General features: G+C 58.2%; 19 protein-coding genes. 14 read left to right on the plus strand and 5 right to left on the minus strand.

What is annotated here, in order from left to right; all coding sequences use genetic code 11:
• Nucleotides 1-3 precede the first annotated feature (3 nt).
• The 9 genes from hemJ to ACYQ6M_RS23565 all read left to right on the plus strand — a co-directional run bounded on the left by hemJ (nucleotide 4) and on the right by ACYQ6M_RS23565 (nucleotide 10,103).
• Nucleotides 4-432, plus strand: coding sequence for a protoporphyrinogen oxidase HemJ (gene hemJ / locus ACYQ6M_RS23525; RefSeq protein ID WP_023002462.1), 429 nt, complete (start codon nucleotides 4-6; stop codon nucleotides 430-432).
• A 299-nt stretch (nucleotides 433-731) separates the two neighbouring features.
• On the plus strand, nucleotides 732-1,997 hold the full coding sequence (gene rho, locus ACYQ6M_RS23530; RefSeq protein WP_023002463.1) for a transcription termination factor Rho: 1,266 nt from the start codon (nucleotides 732-734) through the stop codon (nucleotides 1,995-1,997).
• Nucleotides 1,998-2,129: 132 nt separating this feature from the next.
• Nucleotides 2,130-2,711 carry a GNAT family N-acetyltransferase gene (locus ACYQ6M_RS23535; RefSeq protein ID WP_460075919.1) on the plus strand — a complete coding sequence of 194 codons (582 nt, stop codon included), beginning with the start codon at nucleotides 2,130-2,132 and terminating at the stop codon, nucleotides 2,709-2,711.
• A gap of 64 nt (nucleotides 2,712-2,775) precedes the next feature.
• On the plus strand, nucleotides 2,776-3,345 hold the full coding sequence (locus tag ACYQ6M_RS23540; protein WP_460075921.1) for a GNAT family N-acetyltransferase: 570 nt from the start codon (nucleotides 2,776-2,778) through the stop codon (nucleotides 3,343-3,345).
• 711 nt (nucleotides 3,346-4,056) lie between these two features.
• Complete coding sequence (mnmE, locus tag ACYQ6M_RS23545; protein ID WP_206908936.1) at nucleotides 4,057-5,406, plus strand: tRNA uridine-5-carboxymethylaminomethyl(34) synthesis GTPase MnmE; 1,350 nt, start codon at nucleotides 4,057-4,059, stop codon at nucleotides 5,404-5,406.
• Nucleotides 5,407-5,704: 298 nt separating this feature from the next.
• The gene (gene mnmG, locus ACYQ6M_RS23550; RefSeq protein WP_460075923.1) at nucleotides 5,705-7,591 is read left to right on the plus strand and encodes a tRNA uridine-5-carboxymethylaminomethyl(34) synthesis enzyme MnmG; all 1,887 of its coding nucleotides are present in this window, start codon (nucleotides 5,705-5,707) and stop codon (nucleotides 7,589-7,591) included.
• A gap of 14 nt (nucleotides 7,592-7,605) precedes the next feature.
• Entirely contained in the window at nucleotides 7,606-8,247 is a 642-nt protein-coding gene (rsmG, locus tag ACYQ6M_RS23555; RefSeq protein WP_055660551.1) for a 16S rRNA (guanine(527)-N(7))-methyltransferase RsmG, read from the plus strand.
• 19 nt (nucleotides 8,248-8,266) lie between these two features.
• Nucleotides 8,267-9,091, plus strand: a complete 825-nt coding sequence (locus tag ACYQ6M_RS23560) for a ParA family protein (RefSeq protein WP_023002468.1) — start codon at nucleotides 8,267-8,269, stop codon at nucleotides 9,089-9,091.
• A 106-nt stretch (nucleotides 9,092-9,197) separates the two neighbouring features.
• Nucleotides 9,198-10,103 (plus strand): ParB/RepB/Spo0J family partition protein, encoded by a 906-nt coding sequence (locus tag ACYQ6M_RS23565; protein WP_055660242.1) that lies wholly within the window; start codon nucleotides 9,198-9,200, stop codon nucleotides 10,101-10,103.
• Between the two features lie 257 nt (nucleotides 10,104-10,360).
• Here the strand turns inward: ACYQ6M_RS23565 and holA are convergent, their stop codons facing one another.
• From holA to ACYQ6M_RS23585, 4 genes are all read right to left on the minus strand, one after another.
• Complete coding sequence (gene holA, locus ACYQ6M_RS23570) at nucleotides 10,361-11,401, minus strand: DNA polymerase III subunit delta (RefSeq protein ID WP_075282741.1); 1,041 nt, start codon at nucleotides 11,399-11,401, stop codon at nucleotides 10,361-10,363.
• Nucleotides 11,402-11,425: 24 nt separating this feature from the next.
• Nucleotides 11,426-12,001 carry a hypothetical protein gene (locus tag ACYQ6M_RS23575; RefSeq protein ID WP_031269989.1) on the minus strand — a complete coding sequence of 192 codons (576 nt, stop codon included), beginning with the start codon at nucleotides 11,999-12,001 and terminating at the stop codon, nucleotides 11,426-11,428.
• A complete protein-coding gene (gene leuS / locus ACYQ6M_RS23580; protein WP_055660550.1) occupies nucleotides 11,988-14,609 on the minus strand; it encodes a leucine--tRNA ligase in 2,622 nt (873 codons plus the stop codon). Before leuS ends, ACYQ6M_RS23575 begins: the two co-directional genes overlap by 14 nt.
• A gap of 152 nt (nucleotides 14,610-14,761) precedes the next feature.
• Nucleotides 14,762-15,469 (minus strand): substrate-binding periplasmic protein, encoded by a 708-nt coding sequence (locus tag ACYQ6M_RS23585; RefSeq protein ID WP_460075926.1) that lies wholly within the window; start codon nucleotides 15,467-15,469, stop codon nucleotides 14,762-14,764.
• 257 nt (nucleotides 15,470-15,726) lie between these two features.
• Here ACYQ6M_RS23585 and ACYQ6M_RS23590 point away from each other — a divergent pair, with 257 nt between their 5' ends.
• Together ACYQ6M_RS23590 and ACYQ6M_RS23595 are read left to right on the plus strand one after the other, a co-directional pair.
• Nucleotides 15,727-16,398, plus strand: a complete 672-nt coding sequence (locus tag ACYQ6M_RS23590) for a YggS family pyridoxal phosphate-dependent enzyme (protein WP_023002474.1) — start codon at nucleotides 15,727-15,729, stop codon at nucleotides 16,396-16,398.
• A gap of 417 nt (nucleotides 16,399-16,815) precedes the next feature.
• On the plus strand, nucleotides 16,816-17,046 hold the full coding sequence (locus ACYQ6M_RS23595) for an EF-hand domain-containing protein (RefSeq protein ID WP_023002475.1): 231 nt from the start codon (nucleotides 16,816-16,818) through the stop codon (nucleotides 17,044-17,046).
• Nucleotides 17,047-17,204: 158 nt separating this feature from the next.
• Here the strand turns inward: ACYQ6M_RS23595 and ACYQ6M_RS23600 are convergent, their stop codons facing one another.
• Entirely contained in the window at nucleotides 17,205-18,644 is a 1,440-nt protein-coding gene (locus tag ACYQ6M_RS23600) for a TrkH family potassium uptake protein (RefSeq protein WP_460075931.1), read from the minus strand.
• 252 nt (nucleotides 18,645-18,896) lie between these two features.
• Here ACYQ6M_RS23600 and ACYQ6M_RS23605 point away from each other — a divergent pair, with 252 nt between their 5' ends.
• From ACYQ6M_RS23605 to ACYQ6M_RS23615, 3 genes are all read left to right on the plus strand, one after another.
• The gene (locus ACYQ6M_RS23605; RefSeq protein ID WP_023002477.1) at nucleotides 18,897-19,889 is read left to right on the plus strand and encodes a TRAP transporter substrate-binding protein; all 993 of its coding nucleotides are present in this window, start codon (nucleotides 18,897-18,899) and stop codon (nucleotides 19,887-19,889) included.
• 149 nt (nucleotides 19,890-20,038) lie between these two features.
• Nucleotides 20,039-20,533, plus strand: coding sequence for a TRAP transporter small permease (locus ACYQ6M_RS23610; RefSeq protein WP_023014458.1), 495 nt, complete (start codon nucleotides 20,039-20,041; stop codon nucleotides 20,531-20,533).
• On the plus strand, nucleotides 20,530-21,804 hold the full coding sequence (locus ACYQ6M_RS23615; protein ID WP_023002479.1) for a TRAP transporter large permease: 1,275 nt from the start codon (nucleotides 20,530-20,532) through the stop codon (nucleotides 21,802-21,804). The genes ACYQ6M_RS23610 and ACYQ6M_RS23615 overlap by 4 nt, the downstream gene beginning before the upstream one ends.
• The last annotated feature ends 10 nt before the right edge of the window (nucleotides 21,805-21,814 follow it).

A 21,814-nucleotide genomic window follows, 5' to 3' on the forward strand; every position in this document is an offset into this window, starting at 1 on the left:
CGCATGGATCTCTTTCTCTGGATCAAGGCGCTCCATGTCATCTCGATCATCGCGTGGATGGCCGGCATGCTCTATCTGCCGCGGCTGTTCGTCTACCATGCGGCCACGGAAATCGGATCGGAACAGTCCGAGACCTTCAAGATCATGGAACGGCGGCTGCTCAAGGCCATCATCAATCCGGCCATGATCGCCTCCTGGGGGTTTGGCCTGTGGCTCGCCTGGGAACTTCAGGCCTGGCAGGACGGGTGGTTCCACGCCAAGTTCACGTTTGTCCTGATCATGTCCGGTGTTCACGGCCATCTCAGCAGCTGTGTGAAGAAATTCGCCCGCGACGAGAACAAAAGGTCGCAGCGTTACTACCGGATACTCAACGAAGTTCCGACTGTCCTGATGATCGGGATCGTCATCTTCGTCATCGTCAAACCGTTTTAAGCGGCACGAAACAGGCAATAGAGACAGCCGCAGACATGCGGCCGTCATTTTCACCTTTCGAATTCTAAGTGTGGCCTAAAAAACCGGCAGAATTCCGGGCTTGCGCTTTATTGCAAATCAACGTATCTTTCGCGCATCTTCATACGGCACAGTGTTCGTTTTCAATCGCTCCGCGGTCGCCGTACAATCTGGACACGCCTAAAAGTCTCTCAGATATCTTCTGGCCGACCCATCCATCCGGCGCAGAACGACCTTTCCAAACCTAAATCCATAACAACACAAAAAAAGACCCCAACTCGATGCGGGAAATGAAACTCAAAGACCTAAAAGAAAAAACACCGACAGAGCTGCTCCAGACTGCTGAGGAGCTTGAAGTCGAAAACGCCAGCACCATGCGCAAGCAGGAGCTGATGTTCGCCATCCTGAAGAACCTAGCTGCTCAGGATGTGGAGATTATCGGCGAAGGCGTCGTTGAAGTCCTTCAGGACGGCTTCGGCTTTCTCCGGTCTCCGGATGCGAACTATCTGCCGGGCCCGGACGACATTTACGTCTCGCCCTCGCAGATCCGCCGCTTTTCGCTGCGGACAGGGGACACCGTTGAAGGCCAGATCCGCAGCCCCAAAGAGGGCGAACGGTATTTTGCCCTTCTCAAAGTCAACACCATCAATTTCGAGGATCCGGAAAAGGCCCGGCACAAGGTTCACTTCGACAACCTGACGCCGCTTTATCCGGATGAACGTTTCCGGATGGAGATCGAAGATCCGACGATCAAGGATCTCTCCTCCCGCGTTATCGACCTGGTAGCGCCCCTCGGCAAAGGCCAGCGTGCGCTGATCACCGCGCCGCCGCGTACAGGTAAAACGGTGTTCCTGCAGAACATCGCGAAGTCCATCACCACCAATCATCCGGAATGCTATCTGATCGTTCTTCTGATCGATGAACGTCCGGAAGAAGTGACCGACATGCAGCGTACGGTCGACGGCGAAGTGGTTTCCTCCACGTTCGACGAACCGGCCGCCCGCCACGTGCAGGTTGCCGAAATGGTGATCGAGAAGGCCAAGCGCCTGACCGAACATGGCCGGGACGTCGTCATCCTGCTGGACTCCATCACGCGTCTGGGACGTGCGTACAACACCGTCGTCCCGTCTTCAGGCAAGGTCCTGACCGGTGGTGTGGATGCCAACGCCCTGCAGCGGCCGAAGCGCTTCTTCGGTGCGGCCCGAAACATTGAAGAGGGTGGCTCGCTGACGATCATCGCGACCGCACTGATCGATACCGGCAGCCGCATGGACGAAGTCATCTTCGAAGAGTTCAAGGGCACGGGTAACTCCGAAATCATCCTGGACCGCAAGATCTCCGACAAGCGTGTTTACCCGGCCATCGATATCCAGCGCTCCGGTACGCGTAAGGAAGAGCTTCTGGTACCGGCCGAACGTCTCAAGAAGACCTTCGTGCTGCGCCGGATCCTCAACCCGATGGGGACGGTGGATGCGATCGAGTTCCTGCTCGACAAGCTCAAGCAGACCAAGTCGAACGACGATTTCTTCGACAGCATGAACACTTGATCCCAAACGGATCCGGTTCTATTCAAAGGCGCGGCCCGCGAGGGTTCGCGCCTTTACTTTTTGTTAAGAATTAGACACCCCGCCACTGTGTTTCACGTGAATCCTGCCTTTTGTTGAATCGGACCCGTTCTGATGCCTGAAGCTTCGTTCCTGCTAGAGACTGACCGGCTCCTGCTTCGTCCATGGAAGGATGAAGACCTGGACCCGTTTGCCAGGCTCTGTGCCGACCCCGAGGTGATGAGATTTTTCCCTGAGGTGCTGACGCGGGAGAAGTCCGACTTGCTGGTTGCACGGTGCCGGGAAAAGACGGTGAAGGACGGCTTCAGCATGGCGCCGATTGAAATCAAGGAGACGGGAGAATTTCTTGGCTTTGTCGGTTTGAACGTTCCGTCCTATGCGGCACCCTTGCCGTTCGAGCCTTGTGTCGAAATCGGCTGGCGCCTGAAGCGGACTGCCTGGGGGAAGGGCTATGCAGGCGAGGCTGCGCGGGAGTGGCTTCGATTCGGTTTTGAAACCATCGGTCTTGAAGAGATCGTGGCTTTCACCATCCCGGACAATCTGCCGTCGCAAAGGGTCATGGAAAAGATCGGCATGACACGTGACAAGGATGGGGACTTTCTTCACCCCAGTCTTCCGGCTGATCATCCGATCGCAAAGCATGTGCTCTATCGCCTTAAGAAGTCCGACTGGATGTCCGGCCCGAAGCAAGTCTGACTTCTGTTCAGGTGTGTTGATCAGATTCACGTGAAACAGACCTGCATCGCCTAAAGTTCAGACAATGAGAAACACCTTCAAGATTGAAACCGAACGGTTGGTGCTGCGCTGTTGGGCGGAAGCGCATGTTGACCCCTGTGTGCAACTTTGCGCCGACCCGGTGGTGATGCGGTACTTTCCCGATGTGCTGACCCGTGATCGGACCTTGAAGCTGTTCGGGATGTTTAGGGACTGTTTTGAAAAGCACGGTGTTTTTTACGCACCGATTGAACTGAAGGCGTCAGGCGAGTTCATCGGCTTTGCCGGACTTGACGTGCACGATGAAGAGGCGCTGCCGATTGGTGGCTGTGTCGATATCGGTTGGAGGCTCAAGCGGTCAGCATGGGGCCGGGGGTTTGCTAGCGAAGCTGCTCGCGCCTGGCTTCGATTCGGCTTTGAAACCATTGGCTACGAAGAGATTGTTGCCTTCACTGTTCCCGGCAATATTCCCTCGCAGAAGGTCATGACACGAATTGGCATGACGCAGGATGAGAGGGGTGACTTCGAGCACCCGAAGCTTCCAGAGGGACACGCCTTCAAGCGGCACCTGCTCTACAGGATGACGTATGACGATTGGCAGATGCGGACTGGGTGAGGGTTTATCCGAGCTGGAGATAAATCCGAGCAGAGATTCACGTGAAACAGAAACAGGGTCATGCCGGGGTCAGAATTTGTTTCACGTGAATCCGTCACGTTGAATCGGCTCCGATCCGACAGACGAAGTTTTCACCTGAGGTGAATGTTTCTTTCTCACATTTCTTGCAGGCCAAATTCGAAACCGAGCTCATGCCTGATTGCAGTGGTTGGACCAGAGGACGACGGCGAAATCCCGGACGCGGTGTTTCACGTGAATCCCCTGTTTTGAATCGGCTCCGAACTCATCGCCTACTGTTGTGTTCAGGAGCTTAACCGCCTCCACTTACATCGTGTGACGACATGGGTGAAAGAACTCGATGTTCAGCTTACGGACAGATTGTGAGGCTGTGACGTAGTTTCGCCAAACGAAATGCAATTCCCTCATTCAGTGTGTTTCCGTCCTGGACCCGATTTGAAGGGGAAACAGGAACTGCCGGCGGCTGGGTACTCTCTGGCCGAAGCTGCGCGTGTGAGGCACAAGAACCGCGCCTGAGAGGAAAGCCGCTCCTGTCCAAGCCAGGTACTTTCTGACAATTGATTCACGTGAAACAGATTGCCGTATCGCCAGCAACTTCGATTCGGCGGCGGAATGGCGAGGCTTGTTCTTTTCCGCGGTGACGAGAGTTGATAAAGAGGCGGTCCACGACCCGACCACGAACCGGAAGACACCATGGCTGACACGATCTTTGCGCTCTCTAGCGGAGCTGTGCCTTCGGGCGTTGCGATGATCCGTGTGTCTGGTCCAGGTACCAGGGAGATCGTTGAGACACTGGCTGGCAAGGTGCCACAGCCGCGGAAGACGATGCTGGCCAAGCTCCGGGATCCGGAAACGAAGGACGTTCTCGACGAGGCCCTGGTACTCTACTTTGAAGGGCCTTCCAGCTTCACGGGAGAGGACGTTGCCGAGTTCCAATGCCATGGTGGACGTGCCGTGGTCTCAAGCCTCCTGTCCGTACTTTCCCGGTTTTCGAATTGCCGTCCTGCCGAGGCAGGGGAGTTCACGCGCCGCGCATTCGATCGTGGCCGCATGGATCTGACGGAAGTCGAGGGCCTGGCAGATCTCATCGCCGCAGAGACCGAGAGCCAGCGCAAGCAGGCAGTCCGTCAGATGGGTGGAGCCCTCGGCAAGCTCTATGACGACTGGAGAAAGCGTCTCATCCATATGCGCGCAATGATCGAGGCAGACTTCGATTTTGCCGATGAAGAGGATGTTCCTGGCAGCGTGGCCGATGAAGTCTGGGCGGAAGCAACCCTGCTCCATGGTGAGATTGCAGAGCACCTTGAGAAATCCCGCAGCGGCGAGCGTCTACGGTCCGGCTTGCAGGTGGTGCTGATGGGGGCACCCAATGCCGGCAAGTCCAGTCTCCTGAATGCCATCGCAGGACGGGAGGTCGCCATCGTCACGGAAGAAGCCGGAACGACTCGGGACGTGATCGAGGTTCATCTGGATCTTTCAGGGTATCCCGTGACGCTTGTCGATACCGCCGGCCTCCGGAAGACGGAGGGTGTGGTTGAGAAGGAAGGCATACGCCGGGCGGAGGAACGGGGCCGGGGAGCGGATCTCATCCTGTGGGCGGTGGAGCCTGGTGGGGTGGAACAGGACGATGTCGTCGCCGGCCTTCCGGAAGACCTTCGCCGTAGCGTGCCTGTCTGGACCGTTCGAACGAAGGCTGATCTTGAGACTCTTCCGGAACAAGACTCTTCCGGAACGATCCAGGAAATTGCTTGTTCCAGCAAAAGCGCTGAAGGTATGAACCCACTTTTTTCCCGGCTTACCCGTTTTGCTGAGGAAACGATATCTGTCGGCGAAGCACCACTGGCCACCCGGGAACGGCACCGTCACTATCTCAAGGATTGTCTGTCCGGCCTGAGAGCTGCCGTGGATATGGTGCACCTGCCGGCGGAATTGCGCGCGGAAGACCTTCGCAGGGCTGCGGATGCTCTCGGGCGGATCACCGGGAGGATCGATGTCGAGGATTTGCTTGATGTGATCTTCCGGGATTTCTGTATCGGCAAGTGACCTGTTTCACGTGAATCATCTCAGGTGAACTGCGGATCGATTCTCTACCGGAACATGTTTCACGTGAATCATTTTCTCTGCCGTAAGTGCAAAATGACCAGCGCCACCAGACGATCTGTCTGCTGACCTGAATTCCGCTTTGACCTACAGCTGCGTCACACGTATAAGTCTCGGCGAACAAGTGCCGGTTTGCGCGGCCTGTGATAGTCTGGCCTAGGCCGGAGAAAGATCCCGAAAACCGAACCGGAAAAACCCGGACCCGAGGCTCTGCTGTCGGGTTTCGTGAGCGGTAGAGACTATGAACGAACTGGACCTGACATTCGATGTGGTGGTGATTGGTGGCGGTCATGCCGGCTGTGAAGCTGCGGCGGCATCGGCACGTGCTGGCGCCGCGACTGCTCTGGTCACCCATCGCTTCGATACAATCGGTGTGATGTCCTGTAACCCGGCCATCGGTGGTCTGGGGAAGGGGCACCTCGTTCGCGAGATCGATGCGCTTGATGGATTGATGGGGCATGTTGCCGACAAGGGCGGGATCCAGTTCCGCATGCTTAACCGGCGCAAGGGACCGGCGGTGCGGGGTCCGCGTGCGCAGGCAGATCGCAAGCTCTACCGGGAAGCGATGCAGCGTGAGATTGCCGCTGTCGAAGGTCTGAGCGTCGTTGAAGGCGAAGCCCACAAGATCCGGTTTGCGGTTGACGGCGAAAAACGTTCTGTCTCGGGTATCGAACTGGCCGATGGCCGGGTGATCAACTGCCGCGCCATCGTGCTGACGAGCGGTACATTTCTCCGGGGCCTCATTCATATCGGCGACAAGAAGATACCCGCGGGACGCTCCGGCGAAGCGCCGGCACTCGGGCTGTCTGAATCACTGGAGGAAATCGGCTTCGATCTTGGGCGTCTCAAGACAGGTACGCCCGCACGGCTGGACGGCCGGACGATCCACTGGGACAGGCTGGAAGAGCAGCCGGGCGATGACGACCCGATTCCGTTTTCCACCCTGACGGACAGGATCGAGACACCTCAGATCCCGTGCCACATCACACGCACGACGCCCGAGACACATCGCATCATTCGTGAGAACCTTTCTCGCTCTGCTATGTATTCAGGCGAGATCAAGGGGCGGGGGCCACGCTATTGTCCATCCATCGAAGACAAGATCGTTCGCTTCGGCGACAGGGACGGGCACCAGATTTTCCTGGAGCCGGAAGGACTGGACGATCACACCGTCTATCCGAACGGCATTTCTACATCGTTGCCGGAAGATGCGCAGATAGCGTTTCTGAAGACCATTCCGGGTCTGGAAGATGTGGTGGTACTGCAGCCGGGTTACGCGATCGAATATGACCATGTCGACCCGCGCGAGCTGCGTCCGACACTGGAAGCCAAGCGGTGCTCTGGTCTTTACCTGGCCGGCCAGATCAACGGTACGACCGGGTATGAGGAAGCTGGGGCACAGGGTCTTGTGGCCGGGCTCAACGCCGCTCTGAAGGCTGCCGGCAAGGCGCCGTTCGTGGTTGACCGGTCCGAGGGATATATCGGTGTCATGATCGATGACCTGATCACCAGGGGCATCACCGAACCCTATCGGATGTTCACATCGCGTGCAGAGTACCGGTTGTCCCTGCGGGCGGATAATGCGGACCAGCGCCTGACCCCTTTGGGTATCGCTATTGGGTGCGTATCCACCACACGTAGAGAAGCCTTTGAAGACAAGATGGCCAGGATCGCCACCGCGCGGGATCTTCTGACGAGACTGACCGTGACGCCTTCCGAAGCTCAGAAGAAGGGCCTGCCTGTAAACCAGGACGGCATTCGCCGGTCTGCCTTCGATCTGCTGTCCTATCCCAATGTCACCTTCGAGGGCCTGACGGACATCTGGCCCGAACTGAAGGATATTGATCCGGCGATCGCTGAGCAGGTTGCGACAGATGCGCTTTATGCCGTTTATCTCGATCGTCAGATGGCAGATATCGAAGCCTTGAAACGTGATGAAGCCTTGTCGATCCCGGATGGTTTCGACTACGAAGCGATCATTGGTCTTTCCAATGAAGTGCGCCAGAAACTGATCGACATTCGTCCGGCCACTCTTGGCCAGGCTTCTCGCATGGATGGTATGACACCCGCCGCGCTCACGCTGATCCTGTCGCATCTGAAGCGCCAGAGCCAGAAAGGGGCTGCCTGATGGGCCGCCCGGTGATGTTGAATACCTCTGGACAGGTTGTGCATAAGTTTGGGGATGTTTCACGTGAAACGTTGGATAGACTCCAGATTTACGTCGACCTCGTTCTGAAATGGCAGCCTGCGCAAAACCTCATTGCACCGTCGACCATCCCGGATATCTGGACCCGTCACGTGGCGGATAGCCTGCAAACCCAATGGTGTAATCCGGAAGCAAGGACCTGGGTTGATATCGGCAGCGGCGGTGGGTTTCCCGGTGTGGTGACCGCAATCCTGCTCGCCGATGAGCCGGACGCACATGTACACATGATCGAGAGCAACCAGCGCAAGGTGGCATTTCTCAGAACGGCCTTAAGGGAGACAGGGTCCAAGGGGACAGTGCATCCTGGCCGGATCGAATCGGTTGCGAAAGATTGGAAGCACGGCCGGGTGGACGCTGTTTCTGCGCGCGCGTTGGCGTCGCTGGATCTGCTTTTTCAGCTTTCAGAGCCGTTTACGGCAGCCGGCGCAAAGGCTGTTTTCCACAAAGGTCAGGATTTTCAGCGAGAAGTTAACGAAGCTACTGCCCGTTGGCAGTTCGACATGATAGAAAAAGACAGTCTTGTTGATCCAATGAGCCGGATGCTTCTTTTCTCGAATATTTCAGCCCGGCCGGAGTAGCCAGGAAGGTGTTGTAGCAATGAGCATGCTTCCCGAAATGCCGCGCGTTCTCGCGCTAGCAAATCAGAAGGGTGGGGTGGGCAAAACCACGACCGCCATTAACCTCGGCACGGCGCTTGCGGCGATTGGCGAAAAAGTTCTGGTGATTGACCTTGACCCGCAGGGTAACGCTTCAACGGGTCTGGGTATCGAGCATCGCGACCGTGGTCTGTCGACGTATGAAGTTCTGAGCGGTGACTGCTCCCTTGCAGAGGCCGTTCGCGAAACGGCGGTGCAGCGTCTTTGGGTGGCGCCGTCCACAATGGATCTGCTGGGCCTCGAGCTGGAAATCGCCTCCACGGGTGACCGGGCGTTCCGCCTGCGCAGTGCCATCGAGAACCTGACCCATTCGCGTCTGTTCCAGGAGATCGGCTTTACCTACGTGCTGGTCGACTGTCCGCCGTCACTGAACCTGCTGACGATCAATGCCTTGTCTGCGTCGCACTCCATCCTGGTGCCGCTGCAATGCGAGTTCTTCGCGCTTGAAGGTCTCAGCCAGTTGCTCAGCACGGTTGAGCAGGTCAAGAACGCGCTTAATCCTGAACTCAGCATCCATGGCATCGTTCTGACCATGTATGACAGCCGCAACAACCTCTCCAGCCAGGTGGTCGCCGATGTGCGCGAAACCATGGGTGACGCGGTTTACGAAACGATCATTCCGCGCAACGTTCGCATTTCGGAAGCTCCGTCCTATGGCAAGCCGGCGCTGCTTTACGATTTGAAATGCGCCGGCAGCCAGGCCTATCTGCGGCTTGCGTCTGAAATCATCCAGCGTGAGCGCGAACTGCGACGCGTCGCGGCATAAAGCCCGATCGATTCGGCTCCGTTTTGGCGAGCCTTGATGCATGGCGGCGAAGAGGCACAGTCGCCATGCTATATCCTATTGAAATATAAGAAGAAAAAGGTGCGGTATGGCGGAAAGAGACGTCAAGAACAAGCGTTTGGGCCGTGGTTTGGCGGCGCTGATCGGGGATTCGGCTCCCGAAGCGGCCGCACCGCCGGAAAAGATCATTCGCGACTCCCGCAGGGTGCCGATCGAACATCTGGAGCCCAACCCGCGCAACCCGCGCAAAACCTTCACCGAGAAAGACCTGGCGGATCTTTCCGAGTCCCTGAAGGCAAAAGGCATCGTCCAGCCGATCCTGGTACGTCCGGCAGCAGGGAAGGCCAATCGTTTCGAGATCATCGCCGGCGAGCGCCGCTGGCGGGCCGCACAGCGGGCCGGGCTGCACGAAGCACCGATCATCATTCGGGACGTGACCGATCAGGAAGCGCTTGAGCTCGCCATTATCGAGAACGTCCAGCGTGCCGATCTCAACCCGATCGAAGAAGCGATGGGCTATGAGCAGCTCACCGCCGAGTTTAGCTACAGCCAGGGCGAACTTGCCAAGGTGATCGGCAAGAGCCGTAGCCACGTGGCCAACACCATGCGACTGCTGAAGCTGCCGAATTCGGTAAAGGACTATCTGCACGAAGGCCTGCTCACTGCCGGTCATGCCCGGGCGCTGATCACAATCGAGGACCCGAGCGCACTTGCCGATCTGATCGTCGAAAAAGGCCTCAGCGTCCGCGAGACCGAAAAGATCGCCCAGGACCCGGATGCTCTCGCCAAACTGATGGGCCAGAAGACCCCGACCGAGAAGGCCCCGAAGGACGCCGACACCAAGGCTCTGGAAAAGCGCCTCACCGACACGCTCGGTCTGAAAGTCACCGTCGGCCACAAGCCGGGCAAGGAATCGGGCGACCTGAAGATCAAGTACACGTCGCTGGAACAGCTCGACGAGATCTGCAAGAAGCTGGGCGTTGAGACGCGCTAAGATATTGAATTTATTTTAAATTTTAGAGACGGAGCGATTATTGCTCCGGCTTTTTTGTTTTGATTTTGCCAGCCTGGAACCCCAACATCCCTCATCCCGAGGACTGTCATCAGGCCCGTCTCGCAGAATGGCCGACATGTCCCGGTGGTTGCCGCCCATCCTTCGAGACAGCGCTTGCGCGCTTCCTCAGGATGAGGGAGGTGTGTGAGCGAACGCAAAGAATACAGGGAGACTCAGGGAGAGGAGCAGGTAACTCGTTAGCGCCGCTGTTGTCGCGCTCTGGCGGCTCTGCCGAGTTTCAGGAGGGCTTCGGAGAGGACGGGTACACCAAGGGCATCGTTGAGGCGGGAAATGCGTGTAGCCTCGCTCAGAATGTCCATGGCGCGTTCCAGATCCGTCAGGGACCAGATCCGCAGCTGCTGGGTGAATTTCGGCTTGCGGGAGAAGAAGATAGGCGGTCGCTGTCCATCTACGACGGCCTGGGCGTTTTTGCCCTGTTCGATATCGATTCGCATCCGGTGCAAATGTTGAAAATGCTTCAATGTCTGGTTGGCGATTACCGAGGCCTTGGAGCCGGCTTCCGCAAGCCGTTCCAGCCCGTGGTCCAGCAAGGCAAGGTCTCCCGATGCTGCAGCATCAATCAGCTCCGACATTTCGAAGGCGGATGCATCGCCGATGATAGCCTCGACATCCTCGCTGTCGATCCGGCCCTTGTTGAGGGCATAGAGGCAGAGTTTTTTCAGCTCACCGCGGCTGGCCATGCGATCACCGCCCAGCAGGCTGTGCAGTGCTGCCCGGGCTTCCCGGGTAACCGAAAGACCGGCTTCGCGGGTTTCCTCGTCGATCAATTGGTCGATGCCCCGGTCATTGTCGGCATAACAGGGCAGCGCAACGGCGCGTTTGTGCGATTCGATCAGCTTTCTGAGGCCGACGCCCTTTTTGATGTCGCCGCCCTCAAGGACCACCAGCGTCTGCCAGTCGTCCAGCTTCAGAACGGGTTCGACTGCAGGATTGAGGTTGCGGGAGGAAGCATCCTTCACCCAGACGATCCTGCGGCCACCAAAAAGCGGAACGGTCAGAACTTCGTCGATCAGCCGATTCGGATCCGAACCGAGATCAGATGCATCAAGCTTGACCAGATTGAACGGATCGCTTTCGCCTTCGGAGGCCTTGTTGACGAGGCGGGTGGCGCGTTCCGATACGAGTCCGGTATCCGGACCGAAGATCAGGACAACGCCGCCAGCCTCCGGGGGATTGGCGACGAAACGGTCAATCTCCGCGGCTTTGAGGACGGTCACGGCCGTTTGCCTCCGGGGTCAGTGTTAAGACTGGCTGGCGAAATAGCCGGCAATCCGGGCTGCGATATCGTCAGCAACTGCCTTGGCGACACGTTCCTGCGCATCACGATAGGCACGGGTGTTGGCAAAACGCTGGTTGGAGAAGTCGTAGGAAGCGGATTTGAACGCCCGGCCGGTCATCAGGGTCTCGTCGGTCGCCAGATCGCTCAGGACGAAGGTCGAGTTCATCGTGGTCGTGTAGGCGGAAGGCACGTCGGAGAACTGTTCAACACCGACTTCCGAGCTGCCGATGTCCATCAACACCTTGAGACGATATTTCTTGGCACCAGAGCCGGCCCCACGTTCGAACCGGTAGGTCAGCTCGTTGTAGAGAACACGCGATGCATCGTCGTTGGCGTACTGGCTGGAGATGGATTCCAGGTCGATCGCCGCAAGTTCCGCCGCTACGGGAGAGGGCTGGGAACCGAAGTCGCCCGTGCTGCTGCCGTAAAGCGGGCGGACCTGACATCCGCCCAGAGCCATGGCAGCTGCCAGTCCGGCGCAAAGGGCAGCGCGCCGCAACGCGCCGCTGCTCTGGAAGAGGTTGTTAAACAACGACATTCACGATCCTTTGCGGTACCACGATAATCTTCTTCGGCGCCTTGCCTTCAAGAGCCTTCTTGACTGCGTCGAGGGCCAAGGTAGCCGCTTCGACCTCGTCTTTGGAAGCCTCTTTTGCAATCGTCAGTTCACCGCGTTTCTTTCCGTTGATCTGGATCGGGTAGGTGACGGTGTCGTCGGACAGCAGGGCCTCGTCGGCCTGCGGCCAGCTTGCTTCCGAAATCAGATTGTCATGGCCGAGTGCAGACCAGCATTCTTCTGCCAGGTGCGGCATCATCGGAGCCATCATCTGCACGAGGTAGTCGGCTGCTTCACGTACGGCATATTCGGTGCCGGCATCGGCTTCGCCCTCGTTGAAGACCTTGCTGATGGTGTTGACCAGCTCATAGAGGCGGGCCACGGCCCGGTTGAAGCCGAGGCCTTCCAGATCGGCGGAAACGGCCGCCAGGGTCTTGTGGCTGGCCCGGCGCAGATCAAGCGCCTTGCCGTCGACTTCCGGTGCCTTGCCGCCACGCGGTTCGATCTTCTCGGCAATGTCGCCGATCAGGCGCCAGACGCGCTGGACAAAACGCCAGGCACCCTGCACGCCGTCCTCGGTCCAGATCACGTCCCGCTCCGGCGGGCTGTCGGACAGCATGAACCAGCGGGCGGTATCGGCGCCGTAGGTGTCGATGATGTCGGTCGGATCGACAGTGTTCTTCTTCGACTTCGACATCTTCTCGATGGAGCCGATGGCAACGTCTTCACCGGTTTCGACAAGAACCGCGCGGCGCTTGCCGTCGACATCCTCGATACGGATCTCGGACGGGGCAATCCAGCGCCCGTTCGCACCTTCGCCGACGCGATAGGTCTCGTGGGTGACCATGCCCTGAGTAAACAGGCCCTTGAACGGCTCCTTCAGATCAAGCGCACCGACCTTCTGCATCGCCCGCGTGAAGAAACGGGAATAGAGCAAGTGCAGGATGGCATGCTCGATACCGCCGATATACTGGTCCACCGGCAGCCAGCCGTTGGCGGCTTCCGGGTCGGTCGGCTGATCGCAGTCCGGCGCCGTGAAGCGGGCGAAGTACCAGGAACTGTCCACGAAGGTGTCCATGGTGTCGGATTCGCGGCGGGCAGGCTTGCCGCATTTCGGGCAGGACGTGTTGCGCCAGGTCGGGTGTCGGTCGAGCGGATTACCGGGCTTGTCGAAGTTGATGTCGTCCGGCAGCTGGACCGGCAGGTTCTCGTCCTTCTCCGGTACCACACCGCAATCGTCGCAATGAATGACCGGGATCGGGCAGCCCCAGTAGCGCTGACGTGAAATGCCCCAGTCGCGCAGGCGGTAATTCACCTGGCGCTCTGCCTGGGACGCGCCGTCGACGGTGATTTCTTCCAGCTTCTTGGCCACCGCTTCCTTGGCGTCCGGAATGGAAAGACCGTTGAGGAAGTCGGAGTTGAAGATGGTGCCGTCGTCGGTGAAAGCCTCGTCGGCTACATCAAAGGTTGCCGGATCGGCGTCCTTCGGCAGCACGACGGGCGTGACAGGCAGGCCGTATTTGCGGGCGAAGTCAAGGTCGCGCTGGTCATGTGCCGGGCAGGCAAAGATGGCGCCGGTGCCATAGTCCATCAGGATGAAGTTGGCGACATATACCGGCAGCTCGATGGAGGCATCCAGCGGGTGCTTGACGCGCAGACCGGTATCGAGGCCTTTTTTCTCTGCCTTTTCAATTGCTTCTTCGGATGTACCGACCCGGCGGCACTCTTCGATGAAGGCTTTCAGCTCCGGATTGCTTTCCGCCAGCTTGGTCGAGATCGGATGATCCGGCGACAGGCCCATGAAGGACGCACCGAACAGCGTGTCCGGACGGGTGGTGAAGATTTCCAGCGTCTTGTCGCCGGTGGGCGCAGCCTCGGTGAACTCGAAGCGCACACGCAGGCCTTCGGAGCGACCGATCCAGTTCTTCTGCATCAGACGCACCTTGTCCGGCCAGCGGTCGAGCGTGTCGATCGCCTCCAGCAGGTCTTCCGAGTAATCGGAAATCTTGAAGAACCATTGGGTCAACTCGCGCTGCTCAACCAGAGCGCCGGAGCGCCAGCCGCGACCGTCGATTACCTGTTCGTTGGCCAGAACCGTCATGTCGACCGGGTCCCAGTTGACCTTGGCGTTCTTGCGGTAGACGAGGCCGGCCTCCAGGAACTTCAGGAAAAGCCGCTGCTGCTGGGTGTAATAGGCGACGTCGCAAGTCGCGAATTCCCGGCTCCAGTCCAGCGACAGGCCCATGATCTTGAGCTGGTCGCGCATGGTGGCGATGTTTTCGTAAGTCCAGTCCTTGGGATGAACCTTGTTCTGCATGGCCGCGTTTTCCGCCGGCATGCCGAAAGCGTCCCAGCCCATCGGATGCAGGACGTTGAAGCCCTTGGCGCGCTTGTAACGGGCAACAACATCGCCCATGGCGTAGTTGCGCACGTGGCCCATGTGGATGCGGCCGGACGGATAGGGGAACATTTCAAGGACATAGTATTTGTCGCGGGGATCGTCGTTGTGGGTGACGAAGACGTCCTTGTCGTTCCAGACCTTTTGCCAGCGCGCTTCGACTTCGCGCGCATTGTACCGTTCCGTTGCCATCAAATGTGCCGTTTGTTCTTGCCGCCGGATCCGGCGGAATTCCTGAAAGATTGACTGCCGGACTGTCACCAGAAATCGCGTCCGGGGTCAACATGTGAGAAGAGATTGATCTTGCAGATGCCTGTTTATTTCGCAACGCCGCATTCGTAAAGCTATCGGATGGCCGCTTCCGGCGTTGTTTCGGGATCAGGCGGGCTTGAAGCTTCCCAGATTTCCAACAGGCGCCGCCCGTCCGGGTGTTTCCTGCTGAACATGGGATACATGGGCACTTCCAGGAAGGTGGGGGAGTGAACGAGCAGGCTTGCTTCGTCACCCAGGAACACGGCCTTCCGGATCATGCCGACTTCCGTGCTCTCCATATAGACATCGGCCCGTTCGTGCAGAAGCATCGACCAGGCAAGCTGTTCCGTCGACACATATTCAACAGTGACACCGGCAGCCTCCAGCATGTCTTCATACCAGTAGTTTCTGACCGCGACCACGGAGAGCCCTTCCTTGCGAAGACCATCGAAGCTCAGTGGCCCGATGCCGTCCGGAAACCGGTCTTTCTTGTAAAAATGTACGTAGGTCGCCAGTCCGACGGGTCGTTCGGGAAAATAGAATTCCTCGCTTCGTTCATCCGTGTAGGACCAGGAAAAGGTTGCGGCGTAAGTCCCGTTCCTGACCATCTGGTACGATCGCTGCCAGGGCAGAAAGTCGAATTTCGCCTGATGCCCGGCTTTTTCGATTACGCGCCTGACGATCTGGGTGTGGCTTCCGAAGCCCGGTGACTTCGCGCCAATAAAAGGCGGCCATTCGCCAACCGCGAACGTGAAGGTTTCACTCCGCGATGCAGGAACGTACAGAAAGCAGAACAACATCAGTATGCAGATAAATGAACCGAGTTGCCTCACACCGGGCCCTCCATCTTCATTTGATGCAAGCGGCGAGACACTATCGGCAAACCTCTAGGAAAAGGTGAACCTGATTGAATACCTGGCGTGAAAATTCACCGGCTGTGCACTCACGTCAGGTTGCTTGGGTCTTTGCAAAGACCACTTGAGATCAAGGGGCGACCGGGCCTATGAGAAGGAACGCGCGATCCGGCAGAGCACCTGACAATTTGAAGGACCAACTGATGACCTCCGCAGCAGACCGACTGGCAAACGTCCAGGCAGATATCAGAAGTGCCGAAGCCGAGTTCGGCAGGCCGGAAGGGTCGGTAACGTTGATTGCGGTTTCCAAGACCTTCGAAGCGGACGAGATCCGCCCGGTGCTTGAGGCAGGTCAGCAGGTTTTCGGCGAAAACAGGGTGCAGGAAGCCATGCACAAGTGGCCGGGGCTTCGCGAGGACTTTGATGGTATCGAATTGCATCTGATCGGCCCGCTGCAATCCAACAAGTCCAAGGAAGCGGTCGCGACCTTTGATGTCGTCCATACGGTTGACCGGCCGAAAATCGCGAGGGCATTGAAAGCCGAGATGGAAAAGCAGGGCAGGGATCTGCCGTGTTTCATTCAGGTAAACACGGGTGAAGAGCCCCAGAAGGCAGGCATCGCACCGAAGGATGTCGATGCCTTCGTGAAAGAGTGCAAGGAAGATGTCGGGCTCAACATTGTCGGCCTGATGTGCATTCCGCCGGTCGACGAAGCACCGGGCGAACATTTCGCGCTTCTGGAAAAAATCGCCGCCCGCAATGGTCTTGAGCAGCTTTCCATGGGCATGTCTTCCGACTATCCGGTCGCGGTCGGCTTTGGGGCCACGCACGTGCGTGTCGGATCCGCCATCTTCGGCTCGCGCGACTACACCTGATCAGAGCCTGCCGTTTCACGGAACGGCAATCAGACCGGGACTGGTATTGCTTCGGTTTGCAGGACTGGTCGCGAACCGAAACATGGATAGCCATTTCAACCAGTTTGTTTCGAATTTATAAATAAAATCAAATAGATATTCAGACTGATTTTTCCAGCAAAAGCCCCAGAACTGCCCAAAATCGTTAAAAATGACGGTAGTTTGACCGACCTGTGGCTGATCCCTATGGCGGAACACAACATTGCCGCGAAGGTTTCAAAGAGCTGCCCTTTGCCGGTCGCGATCGGCCCGCAGTGTTTGTCTCGTTCCGGTTCGACGGGTCGCAGGGGCCTGACGAACGGACGGAACGACAGGTGAGCCCAAAGCCGAATGGCACACGGGACACCTGACAAGACCCAAACCATTGGAGGTCATATCATGTCCAAACGTCTTACTGCTGCTCTTCTGATCGGTGCCTTTACCGCGTCTTCCGCAGCTCTTGCCCAGGGCATGTCGTTCGAGGCGGTGGATCTCGATCAGGACGGTTATGTCAGCTTCGAGGAAATCGCGGCAGCCGTCCCGACCCTTTCCGAAGATGCATTCAACGCGGCTGACAGCAATCAGGACAGCCTTCTGGATCCGGAAGAGTTCTCCTCCGTCCAGCCGTAATCGGGCTTCGGGCAATCAAACCCCCCGTCGGCTGCGTCAGCAGCCAGATTGCCCGAACAAGACCACCGTCGGTAAGGTCACGCCGGCGGTGGTTTTCCGTTTTGAAGGGACTTTCGAACTTTACTCGAACAATTGAGCCAATCCGGTCGGGCCAGGCTTCAGTCCAGCCAGAAATCCGGTGTCAGGAGCAGGATACCTGCCAGGATTTCCAGTCGACCGAGGATCATCTGAACCGCCAGAAACCATTTGGCGAGATCCGGCAGGGACTGGAACGTACCGGACGGACCAATGGTATCGCCAACGCCGGGACCGACATTCGCAAGGGCTGTGATGGAGGCGCTGAGCGCCGTCTCGAGATCAAGACCGAGCATCATGTAGACCAGCGAGAACGCCGCAAAAGCGCCTGCATAAAGAACGGCGAAGACAAGCACACCTTCCAGAACCGGATTTGACACGGCCCGGCCCTGGTATTTCGGCTCGACCACCCGGTGTGGCCGGATCATCCGTCGGAACAGGCCCTGGATGTAACTGCCCAAAATTGCGATCCGGAACATCTTGAAGCCTCCGGACGTGGATCCGCTGCAGCCGCCGAAGAACGTCAGCACGAAGAAAATCGCGATCACGGGCGGACCGAACTGCAGGTAGTCGTTGGCGGCATAGCCTGTGGTGGTGATCACCGAAACCACGTTGAAGACCGCGAATGTGAACATCTGGAACGGCGTGTCATGTCCGATGAACCGCTCGAACAGGAACACGCTGATCGAAGCTGCGGCGACAATGGCAAGCAGCAGCATGATCTGGACGTCTTTTACCCAATGCCGTTGCTCGATACTCCGGATCAGATAGAGGAACGGCACAGCGGATCCCAGCATGAACACCGAGGCGACCCAATAAACGGCGAGGCCGTCGAATTGGCCGAAGGACTGGTCGGACGTGGAGAAGCCTCCTGTCGAGACGGTGGTCATGGAATGGATCACCGCTTCGAAAAAGGTCATTCCACACAGAAGGTAGAGCGTGGCGCAGGCAATCGACAGTCCGGCATAAAGGGCCAGCAGCCGGTAGACGAATGGGCCGACATGACCATAGGGCTTGCTGGTATTTTCAGACGATTCCAGCGCGAAGAGCTGGCTGCCACCAACGCGCAAACCCGGCAGAAGCCAGATCCCGATGGCAACCACGCCAATGCCGCCAACCCATTGCAGCAGCGCCCGCCACAGCAAAATGCCCGGCGGCAGAGTGTCGAGACCCGTCAGGATTGTCGAACCGGTTGTGGTCAGGCCGGAGGCGGTCTCGAAGAAGGCGTCGGTGAAGCTGATGCCGAGGCCGCTGAAGTAGAAGGGTACGGCACCGGCGAAGGAGAAGGTGAACCAGGCGGCGTTGACGAACAGGATCGCTTCGCGAAAGTGGCTCGGCGGCTGTTCTCCCTGGAAAGCCATGGTCATGAGCAAGCCTGCGGTTCCAAGAACCAGGGCCGATACCAGAAAGACCTGCCAGTCCGAGTTTCTGGAGAACACATCCGCGATACCCGGAACGATCATCAGAACTGAAATCAGGATGAGCAATCGTCCGATTGGCAAAGCAATGGCGCGATAATTCATAGACTGGACGTCCGCAACGGTCGGCTGTCAGGACAGCAGGCGTGTGTGTCAAAAGACTGTCGTTATCTGCCTGTGCACCGCAAAAAGCAAGGCCGTCGGGTTTTAGGCCTGCCAATCGCCTGGAATGACCGGCAGGGTGGCTGACCCGCGGGCGATCGGCAAAACTGCTTCTAAAACACACCTATACGCCAGTTCATGTTGACCGGACCGGGAGGCTTTGCCAGAGTGATTTCATAAATTTGGGAGGAAAACATGAAAGTACTTTCCTGGGCGCTTGGCGCGGCAATGGCGCTTGGCCTGGCAGCCGGTTCGGCACAAGCAGCAGACACAACCTTGCGCATTTCGCTGCAGTTGCCTCTGACGAGCCACCTCGGCCAGAATCTGCAGCTCTTCAAGGAAGAAGTAGAGAAAAACTCCAACGGCGACATTGCCGTGGAGATCTACGATTCCGCTCAGCTTTACAAGGACAACGAAGTTCCGGCAGCCGTCGGCAGCGGCTCCATTGAAATGGGCGTTGCGTCGCTGACGCGTTATGTCGGCGACATTCCTGCCGTCGACGTCTTCTATCAGCCGTTCCTGTTCGACACGGAAGAAAAGGTTCGTGCGGCCGTAGCCAAGGGATCTCCGGTGCGCGGACCGCTGGATGAGGCAATCGCGGAAACCGGTTCCACCGTTCTGTGGTGGCAGGCTTATGGCGGCTCCATCATGCTGTCCAATGGCGGACCGCTGAAAACCCCGGAAGATCTGAAAGGCAAGAAGGTTCGCGTCTTCGGCAAGACGCTTGGCGATTTTGTCACGGTTGCCGGCGGTGCGCCGACGCTGATTTCCGGTTCCGAACAGTATCTGGCCTACCAGCGCGGCACCGTGGACATCGGCATGACCGGCGTTTCCGGCGTGAAATCCCGCAAGCTCTGGGAAGTCATGGACACGATCACCGTGACCAACAATGCGGATATCGAGTTCATCGTCGTGGTGAACACCGATTTCTGGAACGGCCTGCCGGATGAGCACAAGAAGATCATCGAGGCTGCTGCCCTCAAGGCGGAAGCCGATGTGCGGGATCGGATGTCCCAGATCGAAGCTGAAGCTTACGAGATTTCGGAGCAGAACGGCATGACCATCTACACGCCGACCGCAGAAGAAATGACCGCCTGGAAAAGCGTAAGCCAGCCGGTCTACGACAACTTCGTCGAAAAAGCGGGCCCCCTCGGCAAGCAGGTTCTCGAAGCCGCTCAGAAATTCTGACGGTCCGCGGATCCTGAACGACGGAAGCGGCCGCGGTCATGCTGGCCGCTTCCAGTCACGGATGCCGGAGTTCCGGTGTCTTTTCGCGACCGGGTTTCACCGGCCGTCTTTTCCCGGCCTTGCCGATTGCTCGATCGACAGATGGTTTCATGAAAGCCTTCTATTTTCTTCTTCAGGCCTTTGCCTGGATCGCCGCGCTGCTGTTCGTCGCCGTGGGCTGCATGCTCACCTATGAAGTTCTGGCCCGGTATCTTTTCGTTGCACCGACCATCTGGGCGTCGGAGTTGTCTCAGCTGTGCCTGATCTGGGGCACCATGCTTGCTATGCCATGGCTGTTGAAAGCCGGTCGGCACATTGCGGTTGATGCGCTGACAGACCAGCTGAGCCCGGGCTGGCGCCGCGCCTGCCATGTGGTTGCCATGGGCTTTGTTGCGGTGTTCAGCATCTTGGTCGCCTGGAAGGGTGGCGGGATCTTCTACGATTCCTTCGAGCGAGGCCGCACCTCGGGCTCCATGCTGGACCTTCCCATGTGGATCTCCGAACTGTCCGTTCCTGTCGGGTTTGCACTTCTGTTCGTGCAGGCCCTCATTGAGCTGGGCCAGAAGCCCAAGTCGGGCGATCATGAAGCGGTGGTGATGGAATGACGACGGTTCTCATTCTCGCTTCGCTGTTCACCTTGTTGCTGATCCGCGTGCCGGTGGCGTTCGCGCTGGGCGGTCTCGGCCTTGGAATGCTCATTCTCGGTGGTTTCTCGCCGCTGATGGCGCCTCAGGCGATCCTGTCGACGCTGGATGGCTTCATTCTTCTGGCGGTACCGCTGTTCCTGCTGATGTCCAACATCCTGCTGAAAGGCGGGGTCGGGCGGGATCTCTTTGCCGCCGTTCATGCCTGGGTCGGTCACTGGCCGGGTGGACTGGCCGTCGCGACCATCCTGTCCTGCGCCATCTTCGCAGCCATTTCCGGATCGTCGGTGGCAACGGCCGCCACCATCGGAACAGTTGCGATCCCGGAAATGATCCAGCGCGGCTATGAGCGGAAATTCGTCTACGGCCTGCTTGCCGCAGGTGGCACGCTCGGCATTCTGATCCCGCCGTCTATCCCGATGATCGTCTATGGCTTCGTTACCGAACAGTCGGTGATCGCGCTGTTCCTGGCGGGTGTTGGCCCGGGCCTTATGCTTGTGGTGTTCTTCATCGTTTTTTCCATGGTCTATGCCCGCTGGTTCGGCGGCTACACGCCGGAGCCGGCGTCAAGCTGGGACGAGCGGATGCGGGCAACTGTGCGGGCATTTCCCTCGATCCTGTTGGCGCTTGTTGTTATCGGCGCCATCTACAGCGGCGCGGCGACACCGACGGAAGCTGCAGCTATCGGCTTTGCCGTGGCGCTTCTGATTACCGGGCCCATCCTGCGTACGCTTACCTGGCAGGGTCTGAAGGAAGCCGCGTTCGATGCCATGGTGACGACCGTTGCCATCGTCTTGATCATTGCCGGGGCCAAGGTGTTCGGCAAGGCGATCACGCTTTACCGGATCCCGCAGGATATCTCGGTCTTCATCGGCCAGACCATCGATACGCCGCTCGCATTCATCATCGTGGTTTCGATCGTGCTTCTGATCATGGGGCTGGTGTTCGAGGCGCTGTCCATGGTGTTGATCATGACGCCCGTGCTGCTGCCGGCAGCCATGGCATTGGGCTTCGATCCGATCTGGTTCGGCGTCTATATGGTCGTCATGGTGGAATGCGCCCTGATCACACCGCCGGTCGGGCTCAATCTCTATGTCATCCAGTCAGTCGCGCGATCGAAACTGTCCGACGTCTCCCGTGGCGTGCTGCCATTCCTGGTGATCATGTTGATTTCGGTCGCGATCCTGTATGTCTGGACCGATCTCGCGCTCTATCTGCCATTCAAGTTCTGAGGTTTTTGTC

The sequence above is a fragment of the Roseibium sp. ROS1 genome (assembly GCF_054658215.1).

Coding starts and splice junctions, on each gene's coding strand:
- hemJ (WP_023002462.1), top strand. CDS start 4: ATGGATCTCTTTCTCTGGATCAAGGCGCTCCATGTCATCTCGATCATC.
- ACYQ6M_RS23560 (WP_023002468.1), top strand. CDS start 8,267: ATGAGCATGCTTCCCGAAATGCCGCGCGTTCTCGCGCTAGCAAATCAG.
- ACYQ6M_RS23605 (WP_023002477.1), top strand. CDS start 18,897: ATGAAAGTACTTTCCTGGGCGCTTGGCGCGGCAATGGCGCTTGGCCTG.
- ACYQ6M_RS23575 (WP_031269989.1), bottom strand. CDS start 12,001: ATGTCGTTGTTTAACAACCTCTTCCAGAGCAGCGGCGCGTTGCGGCGC.
- mnmG (WP_460075923.1), top strand. CDS start 5,705: ATGAACGAACTGGACCTGACATTCGATGTGGTGGTGATTGGTGGCGGT.
- mnmE (WP_206908936.1), top strand. CDS start 4,057: ATGGCTGACACGATCTTTGCGCTCTCTAGCGGAGCTGTGCCTTCGGGC.
- ACYQ6M_RS23590 (WP_023002474.1), top strand. CDS start 15,727: ATGACCTCCGCAGCAGACCGACTGGCAAACGTCCAGGCAGATATCAGA.
- ACYQ6M_RS23600 (WP_460075931.1), bottom strand. CDS start 18,644: ATGAATTATCGCGCCATTGCTTTGCCAATCGGACGATTGCTCATCCTG.
- rho (WP_023002463.1), top strand. CDS start 732: ATGCGGGAAATGAAACTCAAAGACCTAAAAGAAAAAACACCGACAGAG.
- ACYQ6M_RS23540 (WP_460075921.1), top strand. CDS start 2,776: ATGAGAAACACCTTCAAGATTGAAACCGAACGGTTGGTGCTGCGCTGT.
- ACYQ6M_RS23610 (WP_023014458.1), top strand. CDS start 20,039: ATGAAAGCCTTCTATTTTCTTCTTCAGGCCTTTGCCTGGATCGCCGCG.
- ACYQ6M_RS23595 (WP_023002475.1), top strand. CDS start 16,816: ATGTCCAAACGTCTTACTGCTGCTCTTCTGATCGGTGCCTTTACCGCG.
- ACYQ6M_RS23585 (WP_460075926.1), bottom strand. CDS start 15,469: ATGTTGTTCTGCTTTCTGTACGTTCCTGCATCGCGGAGTGAAACCTTC.
- leuS (WP_055660550.1), bottom strand. CDS start 14,609: ATGGCAACGGAACGGTACAATGCGCGCGAAGTCGAAGCGCGCTGGCAA.
- ACYQ6M_RS23535 (WP_460075919.1), top strand. CDS start 2,130: ATGCCTGAAGCTTCGTTCCTGCTAGAGACTGACCGGCTCCTGCTTCGT.
- rsmG (WP_055660551.1), top strand. CDS start 7,606: ATGTTGAATACCTCTGGACAGGTTGTGCATAAGTTTGGGGATGTTTCA.
- ACYQ6M_RS23565 (WP_055660242.1), top strand. CDS start 9,198: ATGGCGGAAAGAGACGTCAAGAACAAGCGTTTGGGCCGTGGTTTGGCG.
- ACYQ6M_RS23615 (WP_023002479.1), top strand. CDS start 20,530: ATGACGACGGTTCTCATTCTCGCTTCGCTGTTCACCTTGTTGCTGATC.